The sequence below is a fragment of the Micromonospora sp. WMMD730 genome (assembly GCF_049178955.1).
GTDB lineage: Bacteria > Actinomycetota > Actinomycetes > Mycobacteriales > Micromonosporaceae > Micromonospora > Micromonospora wenchangensis.
In genome coordinates this window covers 6,881,391-6,894,859 of sequence record NZ_JBMHML010000002.1, presented here as the reverse complement: position 1 = coordinate 6,894,859, position 13,469 = coordinate 6,881,391, and the positions used below count along the sequence as shown (strand labels likewise).

14 protein-coding genes are annotated in these 13,469 nt (G+C 73.4%); 6 read left to right on the top strand and 8 right to left on the bottom strand.

The window, feature by feature from the left end; translation table 11 throughout:
• Position 1: 1 nt before the first annotated feature.
• The 6 genes from ACN265_RS29455 to ACN265_RS29430 all read right to left on the bottom strand — a co-directional run bounded on the left by ACN265_RS29455 (position 2) and on the right by ACN265_RS29430 (position 5,758).
• The gene (locus tag ACN265_RS29455) at positions 2-763 is read right to left on the bottom strand and encodes a VOC family protein (RefSeq protein ID WP_421410725.1); all 762 of its coding nucleotides are present in this window, start codon (positions 761-763) and stop codon (positions 2-4) included.
• Between the two features lie 92 nt (positions 764-855).
• Positions 856-1,593: an ABC transporter permease gene (locus tag ACN265_RS29450; protein WP_204925749.1), complete on the bottom strand. Its 738-nt coding sequence runs from the start codon at positions 1,591-1,593 to the stop codon at positions 856-858.
• 12 nt (positions 1,594-1,605) lie between these two features.
• Positions 1,606-2,514: an ABC transporter ATP-binding protein gene (locus ACN265_RS29445; RefSeq protein ID WP_204925750.1), complete on the bottom strand. Its 909-nt coding sequence runs from the start codon at positions 2,512-2,514 to the stop codon at positions 1,606-1,608.
• A complete protein-coding gene (locus ACN265_RS29440) occupies positions 2,511-2,822 on the bottom strand; it encodes a winged helix-turn-helix domain-containing protein (protein WP_088646174.1) in 312 nt (103 codons plus the stop codon). Before ACN265_RS29440 ends, ACN265_RS29445 begins: the two co-directional genes overlap by 4 nt.
• A complete protein-coding gene (locus ACN265_RS29435) occupies positions 2,819-3,445 on the bottom strand; it encodes a transporter (RefSeq protein WP_204925751.1) in 627 nt (208 codons plus the stop codon). The genes ACN265_RS29440 and ACN265_RS29435 overlap by 4 nt, the downstream gene beginning before the upstream one ends.
• A 129-nt stretch (positions 3,446-3,574) precedes the next feature.
• Positions 3,575-5,758, bottom strand: a complete 2,184-nt coding sequence (locus ACN265_RS29430; RefSeq protein WP_421410724.1) for a HelD family protein — start codon at positions 5,756-5,758, stop codon at positions 3,575-3,577.
• 213 nt (positions 5,759-5,971) lie between these two features.
• On the opposite strand from ACN265_RS29430, the gene ACN265_RS29425 reads away from it, so the two are divergent.
• The 3 genes from ACN265_RS29425 (at position 5,972) to ACN265_RS29415 (ending at position 8,957) form a co-directional block, all read left to right on the top strand.
• Positions 5,972-6,553, top strand: a complete 582-nt coding sequence (locus ACN265_RS29425; protein WP_204925753.1) for an ArsR/SmtB family transcription factor — start codon at positions 5,972-5,974, stop codon at positions 6,551-6,553.
• A 76-nt stretch (positions 6,554-6,629) separates the two neighbouring features.
• Positions 6,630-8,072, top strand: coding sequence for an MFS transporter (locus tag ACN265_RS29420; protein ID WP_421410723.1), 1,443 nt, complete (start codon positions 6,630-6,632; stop codon positions 8,070-8,072).
• 33 nt (positions 8,073-8,105) lie between these two features.
• Positions 8,106-8,957, top strand: a complete 852-nt coding sequence (locus ACN265_RS29415; protein ID WP_363650115.1) for a menaquinone biosynthetic enzyme MqnA/MqnD family protein — start codon at positions 8,106-8,108, stop codon at positions 8,955-8,957.
• Between the two features lie 81 nt (positions 8,958-9,038).
• On the opposite strand, the gene ACN265_RS29410 is transcribed toward ACN265_RS29415, so the two are convergent.
• Both ACN265_RS29410 and ACN265_RS29405 read right to left on the bottom strand, forming a co-directional pair.
• Positions 9,039-9,989 (bottom strand): hypothetical protein, encoded by a 951-nt coding sequence (locus ACN265_RS29410; protein WP_421410722.1) that lies wholly within the window; start codon positions 9,987-9,989, stop codon positions 9,039-9,041.
• Positions 9,989-10,972: a hypothetical protein gene (locus ACN265_RS29405; protein ID WP_421410721.1), complete on the bottom strand. Its 984-nt coding sequence runs from the start codon at positions 10,970-10,972 to the stop codon at positions 9,989-9,991. The genes ACN265_RS29410 and ACN265_RS29405 overlap by 1 nt, the downstream gene beginning before the upstream one ends.
• Positions 10,973-11,340: 368 nt before the next feature.
• Here ACN265_RS29405 and paaA point away from each other — a divergent pair, with 368 nt between their 5' ends.
• From paaA to paaC, 3 genes are read left to right on the top strand one after another with little or no spacing between them, the layout of a single operon-like run.
• Positions 11,341-12,426, top strand: a complete 1,086-nt coding sequence (gene paaA, locus ACN265_RS29400) for a 1,2-phenylacetyl-CoA epoxidase subunit PaaA (RefSeq protein ID WP_420117126.1) — start codon at positions 11,341-11,343, stop codon at positions 12,424-12,426.
• The gene (gene paaB / locus ACN265_RS29395; protein WP_421410720.1) at positions 12,423-12,734 is read left to right on the top strand and encodes a 1,2-phenylacetyl-CoA epoxidase subunit PaaB; all 312 of its coding nucleotides are present in this window, start codon (positions 12,423-12,425) and stop codon (positions 12,732-12,734) included. Before paaA ends, paaB begins: the two co-directional genes overlap by 4 nt.
• Positions 12,731-13,456, top strand: a complete 726-nt coding sequence (gene paaC, locus ACN265_RS29390) for a 1,2-phenylacetyl-CoA epoxidase subunit PaaC (RefSeq protein ID WP_420117128.1) — start codon at positions 12,731-12,733, stop codon at positions 13,454-13,456. Before paaB ends, paaC begins: the two co-directional genes overlap by 4 nt.
• Positions 13,457-13,469: the final 13 nt, after the last annotated feature.

Below are 13,469 nucleotides of genomic sequence, written 5' to 3'. Positions count from 1 at the left end.
GTCAGGTGGGGTCGGTGGCGGGGCGGAGCAGGGAGAACCGGGCACCTCCGGGGTCGCGCAGGGTGCTCCGGCGGCCCAGCAGGGTGTCCCGGGGCGGGGTGAGGATGGTGCCGCCGAGGGTGGTGGCGCGGGCGGCGGTCGCGTCCACGTCGGCCACCGCGAAGAACACCGACCAGTACGCCGTCCGCGCCGGGTCGGGGGTGGGCAGCATCCCGGCCACGATCCGGGCCCCGCACCGCCAGCCGGTGTAGCCGGGTCCTCCGGCGGGTTGTTCCTCCGGGTGCCAGCCGAAGACCAGTTCGTAGAAGACCTTCGCGCCCTCCGGGTCGGGGCTGACCAGCTCGTTCCAGCACATCGCCCCGGGGGCGTCGAGCAGTTCCGCGCCGGGGGTCCGCATCGGTTGCCAGACGCTGAACACCGCGCCGGCCGGGTCGGCGAAGACCGCCATCCGGCCGGCGTGCAGGACGTCGAACGGGGTGACCAGCACCTGCCCGCCGGCCGCCTCGACCCGGGTGGTGACCAGGTCGGCGTCGTCGGTCGCCACGTATGTCGACCAGACCGGCGCCCGGCCCGGGTCGGCCGGTGGGCCGGCGCCCGCCACCGCCCGGCCGTCCCGGTGGAAGGTGGTGTAGCCGGCCCGCTCGGGTTCGGGTGCGATCCGGCCGGTCCAGCCGAACAGCTCCGGGTAGAACCGCCGGGCGGCGTCCAGGTCGGCGGTCGCCAGGTCGGTCCAGCAGGGCGTACCCGCGGCGACGGTGCGCACGTCGACCCCTCTCGGCTGTGGGGCGTACGGGTGGACGCCCTGCCGGCATCGTGGCACCGGGCGGCGGCCACCGGGCCGAACCGGCGCACAGGTCAACTGAACCGGCGACCCTCGTCCCGGCGGTACGCCCAGCCGGAGACCGTGGCGAGCAGCACGATCCAGACCCCGAGCATGGCCAGGGCGAGCGGGTCGGGCCGCCAGTCGCCGACCGCCGCCCACATCAGCTCGACCGCGCCCCGGGTGGGCAGGAAGGGGGCGATCGTCTGGATGAAGCCGGGCGCGTCGCCCGGCGCGGAGAGCAGGCCGCCGCCGAAGGCCAGCGGGAAGAAGATGACCTGCGCGACGACGATCGCCGCCTTGCTCGGCAGCGAGTAGCCGATGGCGAGCCCCAGCAGGGTGAACGGCACCGACACCACGGCCACGGTGGCCGCGCCGAGCAGCAGCCCGACCGGGGTGACCCGGGCGGCCGTGGCGACCGCCGCGATGACCACGACGGGCAGCATCGACAGGTACGTCAGCACCAGCCCGGCCAGGATCCGCCCGGCCAGCCGGGGTCCCGGCCCGGCCGGCAGGGTCCGGGTGTACGGGTTCCACGGCTGGTCGCGGTCCTCGGCGACGCCGACGCCGTACTGGAAGATGTTGGCGCTCATCACCGCGAAGGTGACCATCGCGGCGGTGGCGTAGGTGGCGCCGGTCGGGTCGTCCCCGGCGAACGGGACGACGAAGAAGAGCATCGCGGCGGCGGGGAAGAACGCGCTGCCGACCACGGCGACGGGGATGCGGAGGGTCTCCAGGAGTTGGTAGCGGGCGTGGACCAGGGTGAGCGGCATGGCGTCGACTCCTCAGGCGGTGGGTCGGGCGCCGACGGCGGCGCTCGTGGTGGTGGCCGGGTCGGCGGTGATGGCGAGGAACGCCTCTTCCAGCGAGGTGGGGCGGACCTCCAGCTCGCGGAACGTCACCCCGGCGGTGACCAGGTCGCGGACCAGTTGGTCGGCGTCGGTGGTGAGCAGGTGGGTACGCCCCTCGGTGTGTTCGGTGGCGACCACGCCCGGCAGCGCGGGCAGGTCGTCGGCGACGAGGCTGACCCGGCGGACGCCGACGATGCCCCTGATCGCGTCGGTGCTGTCGTCGGCGAGCACCCGGCCCTGCCCGAGCACCACGACCCGCTGCGCCAACGCTTCGACCTCTTCGAGGTAGTGGCTGCTCAGCAGCACCGTCCCGCCGTCGGCGTGGAACGACCGGATGGCCTCCCACAGGGTGTGCCGGGCCTCGACGTCCAGCCCGGTGGTCGGCTCGTCGAGGACGACCAGCCGGGGCCGGCCGACGAACGCCAGCGCGACGGCGAGCCGACGCCGCTGCCCGCCGGAGAGCCCGCCGGTCTGCCGTCGCACCTGGTCGGTGAGGCCGAACCGGTCGAGCAGTTCACCCCGGGGCACCGGGTCGGGGTAGTGCGCGGAGACGAAGTCGACCACCTCGCCGACCCGGAGGGTGCCGGGCAGGCCGGTCTCCTGCGGGGTGACCCCGAGTTGTTGTCGGGACGCCGGCCGGCGGGGGTCGCCGCCGAAGAGTTCGACCCGCCCGGCGGTGGGGCGGCGCAGGCCGACCAGCAGGTTGATCAGGGTGCTCTTGCCGGCGCCGTTCGGCCCGAGCAGGCCGACGAGTTCGCCGGTGGAGACGGTCAGGTCGGCCCGGTCGAGGGCGAGGACGTCGCCGTACCGGCGGGTGGCCTGGTCGGCATGGGCGAGGATCATCGGGGCTCCCGGGGGTCGGCGGGGTCGAGCAGGGCGCGGATGTTCTCGGTGTACTCCTCGAACGCCCGCCGTCCGCGCCGGCTGAGCCGGACCAGGGTGGTCGGGGTGCGTCCGCGGTGGGTCTTGTCGATCTCGACGTAGCCGGCGTCCTCCAGCTTGCGCAGGTGGACGGAGAGGTTGCCGGCGGTCATCGCGAGCAGTTCCTGCAGGCGGGGGAAGGTGATCCGGTCGCCGTCGGCGAGGGTGGCCAGGGTGACCACCACCCGCAGCCGGGCCTGGGCGTGGATGACCGGGTCGAGTTCGCTCATCCGTGCCGCCGCCGGGCGAGCGCGCCGGCCACCAGCAGTCCTCCGCCGCCGGCGACGGACACCACCAGGGCGTGCCAGCCGGGGCCGGCGACGACACCGACGATGTTGACGACGGTGAGCCAGACGCCGAGGCGGTACAGGGTGCGGTCGAGCCAGATCGCGCCGCCGGCCATGTGCAGGGCACCGGTCAGCCCCACCGACAGCGCCGACCAGAGCAGCCCGGCGAGGTCGGAGGGAAGGCTGTCGGTGACCCGGCCGATCACCACGGACAGGCCGAAGAACCCGAGGCCCCAGGCTGTGCCGTACCACCTGCCGCGCAGGGCCGACTCGCCGGCGACGTGCCGGTAGGCGCGGGCGCTGCCCACCCCGAAGACCACGGCGGCGGCGACGAGCAGCACGAAGAGCACGGTCAGCGGCAGCCAGGCGGGCATCGGGACGATGGTGCGGCCGTCGGGGGAGAACCGCAGGAAGTAGACCCCGAAGCCGATCAGCCAGGCGAACCCCCACGGCCAGTAGTGCACCCGTGGGTCGGGTTCGAGCCGGCGGACGGTGCTGGCCCGTTGCTCGCGGATCAGCCGCATCGCGGCGGCGGCGTCGATGGGGGCGTCGTCTTCGGGGGTCATGCAAACTACTTTAAAACACAAAGTCGAGCCGCCGGTCGTCCGGGTCGGCCACCGGACAGCAGGGCCCGACCCGACAGCGTCCGGTGGGCCGTCCAGCGCAGATGCGGTCAGGCCGACGTGCAGGTGCGGTCAGGCCGGCGTCGGGCCGTCCGGCGGGTCGGCCAGCGGGGCGGGCAGCGGGGCGGTGTGCAGCACCGACAACCGCGACACCGCGCGGGTCAACGCCACATAGAGGCGGTGCAGGCCACGCGGCTCGGCGGCCACGATCGCGGCCGGCTCGACCACCACCACCTGGTCGTACTCCAGGCCCTTGACCAGGGTCGCGGGGACGACGGTGACCCGCGCCGAGGCCGCCACGTCGTCGGCGGTCGCGGTCGGCACCGAGGCGTCGGCGAGCGCCGCCCGCAGCCCGGCCACCGCGTCGTCGGCGGCGATCACCCCGACCGAACCGTCGTGCCCGAGCGCCACGCGCACCTCGGCCACCGTCGCCGCCACCAGGTCGGTCACGGTACGCACGTCGAGCGCACCGTCGCGGCGCAGTGACACCGCCGGTGGTACGTCGACCGCCAGCGCCGGCAGCAGCCGGTTGGCGAACGCGACCACCGCGGCGGGCACCCGGAACCCGACGCTCAGCGGCACCACCACCGCGTCCGGCTTGCCCAGGTGGGCCAGGGACTCCCGCCAGTCGCTCGCCGCCCACGGCGCGGTGCCCTGGGCCAGGTCGCCGAGCAGGGTGATCGAACCGTGCTCGCTGCGCCGGGCGATGGCCCGGCACTGCATCGGCGAGAGATCCTGCGCCTCGTCCACGACGACGTGCCCGAAGCCGGCGGGCCGTTCGATCAGCCCGGCCGCCTCGTCGATCAGCACCGTGTCGGCGGCGGTCCATCGGGTCGCCTTCGGCGTCCGGCCGAGCTTCGTGCCCGCCGCGCCGGCCCCCGACCGGCCCCTGACCGGCCCGGCACCGGTCGGGTCGGTGCCGGTCGGATCGGTGGGCGTCGCCTCGCCGCGCAGCAGGGCCTGCTCGTCGGCGGTGAGCAGGCCGTCGGCGGCGGCGGCGAGGACGGCCGGGTCGCCGAGCACCGAGTGCACCAGGCCCTCCGGGGTGAGCGCCGGCCAGGCCGCGTCGAGGAAGGCGGTCACCGGGCGGGCCCTGCCCATCCGGCGCAGCCAGGCGTCGCCCGGCGACTCGGCCCGGCGGGCCTCGGCCTGGCGCTGCAACAACCCGACCACCCGGGCCCGGACCCGCTCCCGCCCGGTGTCGTACGGCAGGCCCTCCCGCCGCGTCTCCTCGATCACCCGGTGCAGCGGCTCCAGCCCGATCCGCCAACGGAACGACCCGTCCGACACCATGATCGGCTCGGTCGGCGCGGTGATCCGCTGGTCCGCCGCCCGACGCAGCACCCCGGCCATCCGGGGATCGTGCTTGAGGGCGGCGACCGCCGGATCGTCGACCGCCCGGACGGGCACCCGGGCGACCAGGTCCTCCACGGTGGCCTGGGCCACCTCGACCTCGCCGAGGGCGGGCAGCACCGCCGCGATGTACGCAAGGAACGCCCGGTTCGGGCCGACGATCAGCACCCCGGCCCGGCGCAGCCGCTCCCGGTGCAGGTAGAGCAGGTACGCGGCGCGGTGCAGCCCGACCGCCGTCTTGCCGGTGCCCGGCGCTCCCTGGACGCAGATCGAGTCGGCCAGGTCCGCCCGGACCAGTTCGTCCTGCTCGGGCTGGATGGTCGCGACGATGTCCCGCATCGGCCCGACCCGGGGGCGTTCGATCTCGGCGGTGAGGATGCGGCTGGCCGTGCCCAGCTCCTCACCCCGGTCCAGGTGCTCGTCCTCGAAGCTGGTCAGCGTTCCGGCGTTGAACCCGAACCGCCGTCGTACCGCGATGCCCTGCGGGTCCCGGGCGCTGGCCCGGTAGAACGAGCGGGAGACCGGGGCCCGCCAGTCCAGCACCAGTGGTTCGCCCCGGTCGTCGGTGACGTGCCGCCGGCCGACGTGGTAGCCGCGCCCGGCGTGCTCCGGGTCGGCGGGGCCGAAGTCCAGACGGCCGAAGAAGAGCGCGGTGGTCGGGTCGTCGGCCAGCTCGGCGACCCGTCGGGCCAGGTGCCGGCCGAGCTGCTCGGCGGTGTACGCGTCCCCGGCGACCTTGTCACCGGTGGCGAAGAGCGACTCGGCGCGGTCGCGCATCCGGCGCAGGGCGAGTCGGGAGGTCTCCAGGTGGGCCTGCTCGGTGCTGAGTTCCGTTTCGAGGTGGGTGGGTGCCGGGTCTGCTGGTACGGGGCGGCTTCTGCCGCGTTCGTCGGTTGCGGGCACGGTGATCCTCTTCGGCGGTCTCGATCGGCTCGCCCGCGTATCCAGGACAGGTCCCTGGCGCGTGGGGACGTCCGCTGCGGTGGCTACCTCACCACGGCCGTCGAGCGGTCAATCAGCCTACGCGCCGTCCAGCCCCCATCTCCACCTGATTCCCCGCCCCGGTGTGGCGGCCGGTTGCTGGCCGGGGTCCCGGGCAGGCGGGATCATGGGGTCATGACCGAGCCGCACCCCGAGCCGCGCCGGATGACGATCAGCGACCCGCAGGTGATGAGGGCGCTGGCCCACCCGGCGCGGATCGCCATCATGGAGCACCTGAGCACCCGGGCGGGGGGCGGGACGGCCACCGAGTTGGCCGAGATCGCCGGGCTGTCGCCGAGCGCGACCAGCTACCACCTGCGGGCGTTGGCGAAGTTCGGCCTGGTCGAGCAGGCGCCCAGCCGGGGCGACGCGCGGGAACGGGTGTGGCGCACGTTCAGCCAGAGTTGGCTGGTCGAGGCCGGACAGGGGGCCGGCCCGGAGGCGCGGGCCGCCGAACAGGCCCTGGTCGAGGCGCACTCGGCCCGGGACGCCGAGCGGATGCGGACGTGGCTGCGGCACGCTGCCGACGAGCCCGCCGAGTGGTATGGCGGTGCCCTGTTCAGTGACTCGTTGTTGCTGCTCACCGCCGAGGAACTGGCCGGGCTGAACGACGCGGTGATGGCGTTGTTCGAGCCGTACCGGCAGCGGAACCGGTTGGCCGACCCGCCGGCGGACGCCCGGACGGTCGCGGCCCAGTACCGCACGATCCCCCTCTAAGACCCGGCCGGACGCGGGTACCGGTCGGCGGGAGCGGGGCTTGCCGTATTCAGTTGTGAAGGATTATTTTCGAAGTATGTCCTTCACAACTGACGGGTCGCGCTGGTCCGACGTCTGGATCGCCGCCACCGCCCGCGGCACCACCATGTGCGGGGACTTCCTCGCCGCCACCGCCCTGGCGCTGGCTCTCCAGTCCGCCGGGGCGAGCGGCCTGGCCGTCTCCGGGCTGCTGCTGGCGGCCACCCTGCCGCTGGTGCTGTGCGCGCCGCTGGCCGGTCGGCTCGCCGACCGGGTCGACAGCCGTACCCTGCTGGTCACCGTCGGGTCGATCCAGGCGGTGATCTGCGTCCTGCTCGCCTTCGCCACGCAACCGGCGGTCGTCATCGGGCTGGTCGCCCTGCTCGCCTGCGGGCTCGCCGTCACCCAGCCCTGCCTGGCGGCGCTGCTGCCGGCGATGGTCCGCCCCGGCGACCTGCCCCGGGCCAGCGCCGTCAGCCAGACCGCCGGCTCACTCGGCGCCCTCGCCGGACCGGTGCTCGCCGGGCTGCTGGTCGGGGAGTTCGGCACCCTCGTACCGCTGCTGTTGGACGCCGTCAGCTACCTGGCGCTTGTCGGCGCGGGTCTGGCGTTGCGCACCCGGCGGGGCGGCCGGCGGACGGTGACCGCGACGGTCGGCACCGGTCCCGCCCCGGCCTGGCGGCTGCGCGCGGACCCGCTGATGCTGGCCCTGGTGGTCAGCACGGCGGCGGTGATCACCGCGATCGGCGGCATCAACGTGATCGAGGTGTTCTTCATCCGGGAGACGTTGGACTCCTCGGCCACCGTCTACGGCCTGGTCGGGGCCGCGTGGATGGCCGGCATGCTGCCCGGCAGCTGGCTGGCCGCCCGGGTGGCCCGCCGGCTCACCGACGACGGCGCACTCGTCCACGGGGTGCTCGCCACGCTCGCCGGGTGCAGCCTGGTGGTGGTGCTCGCGGCGACCGTCCCGACGGCGGCGCTGCTGGTGCCGCTCTGGCTGATCGGTGGTGCGGCCAACGGCGGTGACAACGTCTTCGCCACCGTGTTGACCGCCCGGCGGGTGCCCGAGCCGCTGCGGGCCCGCGCGTACGCCGTCATCGGCGCGGCGGTCCAGGGCGGCTCGATGGCCGGCTACCTGCTCGGCGGCGTGCTGCTGGCGGTGCTCCCACCGCGCCCGCTGATCGCCGCCGCCGGGGTCGCCGGCCTGCTGGTGGTGCTGGCGTTCGTGCCGGTCGTCACCCGGGCGGTGCGTCACTCCCGCTCCGGCCCGCGCACACCGACGCGGACCGGGGACGGGCCGCCGCTGTCGGAGGCCGCCGGACCGCCCCCGTTCGGGCACCCGGGATCGGTGCCGGCCGGGGACGCGGACCCGTCGCGGGCCGGGAAGGGTGGGACGGTGCCGGGGGACGCCGGGGCCGTGGTTGCCGGCCCGTCGGTCGGGGCAGGCCCTGCGACGAGGGGAGACGGTGCGGGGTTGACCACTGTCCGGGCCTCCCGGTGAGCCGGTACGGGCCGGCGGGGATACGGTCGGGGCATGGTTGAGCGTGTGGCACGTCCCCGGGTCGGGCACATCCAGTTCCTGAACTGCCTGCCGATCTACTGGGGGCTGATGCGTTCCGGCGCGCTGCTCGACGTCGACCTGCACAAGGACTCGCCGGACCGGCTCAGTGCGGCGTTGGTCGCCGGTGACCTGGACATCGGCCCGATCTCCCAGGTGGAATACCTGCGGCACGCCGACGAGCTGCTGCTCCTGCCGGACCTGGCGGTGGGCAGCGACGGGCCGGTGCTCTCGGTCAACGTGGTCTCCACCCGGCCGCTGGCCGAGCTGGACGGCCGGCGGGTCGCGCTCGGCTCGACCTCGCGGACCGGGGTGCTGCTGGCCCAGCTCCTGCTCGCCGACCGGTACGGCGTCCACCCGGAGTACTTCCGCTGCCCGCCGGACCTGACCCAGATGCTGCTGGAGGCCGACGCCGGGGTGCTGATCGGTGACGTGGCGTTGCGCGCCCTCTACGAGGCGCCGGGCCGGGGGCTGGCGGTGACCGACCTCGGTCAGGCGTGGCGGGAGTGGACCGGGCTGCCGATGGTGTTCGCCGTCTGGGCGGTCCGCCGGGACTTCGCCGCCGCCCACCCTGGCCTGGTCAAGGAGGTGCACGAGGCGTTCCTGCGTTCCCGTGACCTGTGCCTGGCCGAGCTGGACCAGGTGGCGGAGGCGGCGGCCCGCTGGGAGCCGTTCGACGCGGCGACGCTGGCCACGTACTTCCGCGCCCTCGACTTCTCGTTGGGTGAGCGGCAGGTCGCCGGCCTGCGCGAGTTCGCCCGCCGCGCGGCGGCGACCGGCGAAGCTCCCGCCCTGCCCGAGGGCGGCCCGGAGTTCTTCGCCGGCTGACCCAGCCGGTGGTGTGGCGATGTAGCGGTATCCCCGGCCGTGGATACCGCTACATCGGCGATCCGGAGTCGATCAACCCGGTCAGGTGCTGGGGCCGAGCAACGCCTCGGTGATCTTCTGGCAGTTCTTCATGCCGTACTCGTAGCCCATGTTGATCGGGTAGCGGACCATCACGCCCATCGTCCAGGTGTCACCGATGGCCAGGCAGTTGATGTGCATCTCCTGCTCGCGGGTCCGGTCGATCCAGCCGTTCTTGATGGCGATCTTCTTCTGCTGGGCGGCCGGGAACGCCTTGCGGATGCCGAAGTCACCCGACCCCCGGACCAGCCGCATCTCGTTGATCAGCCACTTGGTCCAGGTCGGTCCGGCGGCGCGACCGTCGGCGATGCAGTTGCCGAGCCGGGCGGCGTCGCGGGGGGAGAGGTTGGTCCGGCTCCAGCCTCCGTCGTCGGCCACGCTGCTGTCGGTGAGCTTGCACAGCGAGAGCAGCCGCTTGATCGAGGCGGACCGGCCGACCCCGTTGTAGAACTGCTCGGCCCGGGTGTTGTCGCTGTCCCGGATGATCCGGGTGGCGTCGGCGAGCTTGGCGTCGCTCGGGGTCTGCCCGTTCTCGGCCGCCCGGCGCAGGTAGTCGGCGACGATCCACGACTTGATCAGTGAGGCGGTGGTGCTGGTCTCGGCCATGTTGTCCGAGCCGATGATCGTGCCGGTGCGGCGGTCCAGCACGCTCCAGGCGTACCAGCCCTTGATGTCGAGGTCGATTTCCCGGTCCGCGAAGGGCAGCGGCGCGAGCGACGGGGTCGGCGACGGCACCGGGGTCGGCCGGCTACGGCGGTCGACGGCCGACCCGGTGGACCGGGACGCGGTGGACGCGTCACCCCAGCGCGAGGCGGCCGTGGACTCCATTGGCGAGCCGGGGAGCAGCCGCAGCGAGACCAGCACGAGGCCGGTGAGGACCGCCGCGACCGCGACGATCTTCAGCGGGCGGTGGTCCCGTCGGGCGGAGCGGCCGGGCCGCCGGCTGCCCGGCATCAGAGCTTCCCGATCGGCTGCGGCACCTTGAGCGCGGCGCCGGGCTGCGGGGTGACCAGTTGGGTGGCGACGCTGGCGCACACCTTGGCACCGTAGGTCAGCTGCTGGCGGACCGGGTAGCGCATCATCACGGCGAGGCTCCACTTGTCGGTGACGGCGAGGCAGCTGACGTGCCAGTTGCCGTCGTAGCTGAGGGGGGTCCAGCCGTTCTTCATCGCGACCGGGCCCTGCTTGGTGATCTCGTCGGGCAGGCCGTCGATGATGCCCCACCGGCCGCCGCCGGCGCGGGCCAGCTGCTTGCTCACGCTGCCCCGGACCTGGGCCATCTCGTTGAGCACCCACTTGGTCCAGTGGGGGCCGGCGGCCTTGCCGTCGGCGATGCAGTCACCGAGCCGGGCGGCGTCGCGGGGGGACATCCGGGTGAAGCTCCACCAGCCCTCGTAGCCGGGGACGTTGCCGGGCTTGGTGTCCTTGAGGCCGCAGATGTCGATCGCCCGCTTGAGCACCGGGCCGGGCCGGCCGTTGTCCAGCGCCCGGTACGAGCCCCCCGACTTCGCGTAGATCCGGTTGGTGGCGTCGTCGTTGCTGTCCCGGATGGCCAGGCTCGCGTTCTTCAACATCGATGCCGGCGGTTTCTGGTCGCCGAGCTCGCGCAGGTAGTCGGAGACGATCCAGACCTTGAGCATCGATTCGGTGGAGCTGGTCGAGGTCATGTTCTTCGAGCCGGAGACCTGACCGGTCTTGCGGTCCTGCAGGGCCCAGGCGAAGAACTCCCCCTTGAAGGTCACCGAGACCGGGGCGTCGGCCAGGGTGGGCGTCGGGGGCGCGGTCGGCGCGGGCGCGGGCACCTTCTCCGCCGTGCCGCCGCCGGTACCGCCGGTCGGGTCGTCGCCGGCGAGCTTGGCGTACGCGGTCGGCACCAGCAGGCCGGTGCCGAGCAGCACCGCCATAACGGCGAGCACCATGATCACGCGAGATCGCATGCGTGGGTGAACTCCAGATGTCAGGCCGGGGGGACCGGCTGCTTCCGCGGGTGTCGGCTCGACCGCCGAGGCCGGGGGAGTGGCCTGTGTCTCGCTGGCGATCGTCGGTAGCCGATCGGTGGTGACCGGGGAAGTCTACGTCCGGACAGCCGACTCGCCAGAATCCGACGCACGGCAAACTGCCGGTAAGTCGAGATATAGGCACGGTTTGCGCCCCTTGTGGGTATTCATCTTTGATCAGTGACCCAAGTCATATCCGAGGAGGTGTCCTGGTGTCGACCGAGCGCATCCGCCTGGTAACGGAAGCCGCTACTCAAATCCTGTTACACCCTCTGGTGTCAGAGGAGGCGAGCTGTAACACTTGACGAATGTATGGCAACGACTTCGCCCCGGAGCAGGACACGCCCGGTGGTGGCCTGCTCGGTCAGGTCGAGGCCGCCGAGGCGGCGTTGCGCGAGGCGGCGGCCCGCGCCCGGGAGGGCACCCCCACGCCCGGCGCGGACCCGGCGGCGTACTTCGCCGACGTGATCGACGCCGACCAGAAGATCGAACCCCGCGACTGGATGCCCGACGCCTACCGTCGGACGCTCGTCCGGCAGATCGCCCAGCACGCCCACTCCGAGATCATCGGCATGCAGCCCGAGGGGAACTGGATCAGCCGCGCCCCCTCGCTCAAGCGCAAGGCCATCCTGCTGGCCAAGGTGCAGGACGAGGCAGGCCACGGCCTCTACCTCTACGCCGCCGCCGAGACCCTCGGCGTCAGCCGCGACGAGCTGGTCGAGCTGCTGCTCGACGGTCGGCAGAAGTACAGTTCGATCTTCAACTACCCCACCCTCACCTGGGCCGACGTGGGTGCGATCGGTTGGCTGGTGGACGGCGCGGCGATCGTCAACCAGGTCCCGCTGTGCCGCTGCTCCTACGGGCCGTACGCGCGGGCGATGATCCGGGTCTGCAAGGAGGAGTCGTTCCACCAGCGGCAGGGCTACGAGATCCTGCACACCCTCGCGCACGGCACCCCGGCCCAGCGGGCGATGGCGCAGGACGCGCTCGACCGCTGGTGGTACCCGTCACTGGCGATGTTCGGCCCGCCGGACGGTGACTCCACCCACTCCGCGCAGTCGATGGCCTGGAAGATCAAGCGGTTCTCCAACGACGAGCTGCGGCAGCGCTTCGTCGACATGTGCGTGCAGCAGGCGGAGGTCCTCGGCCTCCGCATCCCCGACCCCGACCTGCGCTGGAACGACGAGCGGCAGGCGTACGACTTCACCCAGCCCGACTACGACGAGCTGATGCGGGTGATCTCCGGTGAGGGCCCCTGCAACCGGCAACGGATGGAACACCGGCGGCGGGCCCACGCCGACGGCGCCTGGGTGCGCGAGGCCGCCACGGCGTACGCCGCGAAGCGGGCCGCGCAGAGCCGGGCCACGGACCAGCGGGAGAAGGTGGCCGCGTGAGCGAGCAGAACGAACCGCCCCGGACGCCGGTGACCTCGCCGCTGTGGGAGGTCTTCGTCCGGGCCCGACGTGGTCTGTCCCACACCCACGTCGGCAGCCTGCACGCCCCCGACGCCGAGCTGGCCCTGCGCAACGCCCGGGACCTCTACACCCGGCGGCAGGAGGGCGTCTCCATCTGGGTGGTGCCGGCCGGTGCGATCACCGCGTCCAGCCCCGACGAGAAGGACGCCTTCTTCGACCCGGCCGCCGACAAGGTCTACCGCCACCCCACCTTCTACGAGGTGCCGGACGGGGTGGCCCACCTGTGAACGGCCCCTTCGACTTCACCCTCGCCCTCGGCGACGACGCGCTGGTGGCCGCCCAGCGGCTCGGCGAGTGGGCCACCCGCGCGCCCGAGATGGAAGAGGACATCGCGCTGGCCAACATCGCCCTCGACCAGCTCGGCGCGGCCCGCCTGCTGCTGTCGTACGCGGGGGAACTGGAAGGTGCCGGCCGGGACGAGGACGCGTTGGCGTACCTGCGCGACGACCGGGAGTTCCGCAACTGCCTGCTGGTCGAGCTGCCCAACGGCGACTTCGCGGTGACCATGGTGAAACTGCTGCTGCTCGCGGCGTACCAGGTGCCGCTCTACACCGCGCTGGCCGGCTGCCCCGACGAGCGGCTCGCCGCGATCGGCGCGAAGGCCCGCAAGGAGTCCGCCTACCACCTGGACCACTCCGCGCTGTGGGTGAAGCGGCTCGGCGACGGCACCGACGAGTCGCACCGCCGCGCCCAGGCCGCGCTGGACCAGCTCTGGCCGTACCACCACGAGCTGTTCACGGCGGACCCGGCGGCCCCGGTCGACCCGGCCACCCTGCGGGCCGACTTCGACGCCGTGGTGCACGCGGTGCTCGCCGAGGCCACCCTGACCCGGCCGGAGACCGGCTGGACGCCGGGCGGCGGTCGCGACGGCGTGCACACCGAGCACCTGTCCTTCCTGCTGGCCGAGATGCAGGTGCTGCACCGCGCCCACCCCGGGGCGCGGTGGTGAGCGGGTCGGGCCG

Coding starts and splice junctions, on each gene's coding strand:
- ACN265_RS29445 (WP_204925750.1), bottom strand. CDS start 2,514: ATGATCCTCGCCCATGCCGACCAGGCCACCCGCCGGTACGGCGACGTC.
- ACN265_RS29425 (WP_204925753.1), top strand. CDS start 5,972: ATGACCGAGCCGCACCCCGAGCCGCGCCGGATGACGATCAGCGACCCG.
- paaA (WP_420117126.1), top strand. CDS start 11,341: ATGTATGGCAACGACTTCGCCCCGGAGCAGGACACGCCCGGTGGTGGC.
- ACN265_RS29450 (WP_204925749.1), bottom strand. CDS start 1,593: ATGCCGCTCACCCTGGTCCACGCCCGCTACCAACTCCTGGAGACCCTC.
- ACN265_RS29410 (WP_421410722.1), bottom strand. CDS start 9,989: ATGCCGGGCAGCCGGCGGCCCGGCCGCTCCGCCCGACGGGACCACCGC.
- ACN265_RS29435 (WP_204925751.1), bottom strand. CDS start 3,445: ATGACCCCCGAAGACGACGCCCCCATCGACGCCGCCGCCGCGATGCGG.
- ACN265_RS29405 (WP_421410721.1), bottom strand. CDS start 10,972: ATGCGATCTCGCGTGATCATGGTGCTCGCCGTTATGGCGGTGCTGCTC.
- ACN265_RS29415 (WP_363650115.1), top strand. CDS start 8,106: ATGGTTGAGCGTGTGGCACGTCCCCGGGTCGGGCACATCCAGTTCCTG.
- ACN265_RS29440 (WP_088646174.1), bottom strand. CDS start 2,822: ATGAGCGAACTCGACCCGGTCATCCACGCCCAGGCCCGGCTGCGGGTG.
- ACN265_RS29420 (WP_421410723.1), top strand. CDS start 6,630: ATGTCCTTCACAACTGACGGGTCGCGCTGGTCCGACGTCTGGATCGCC.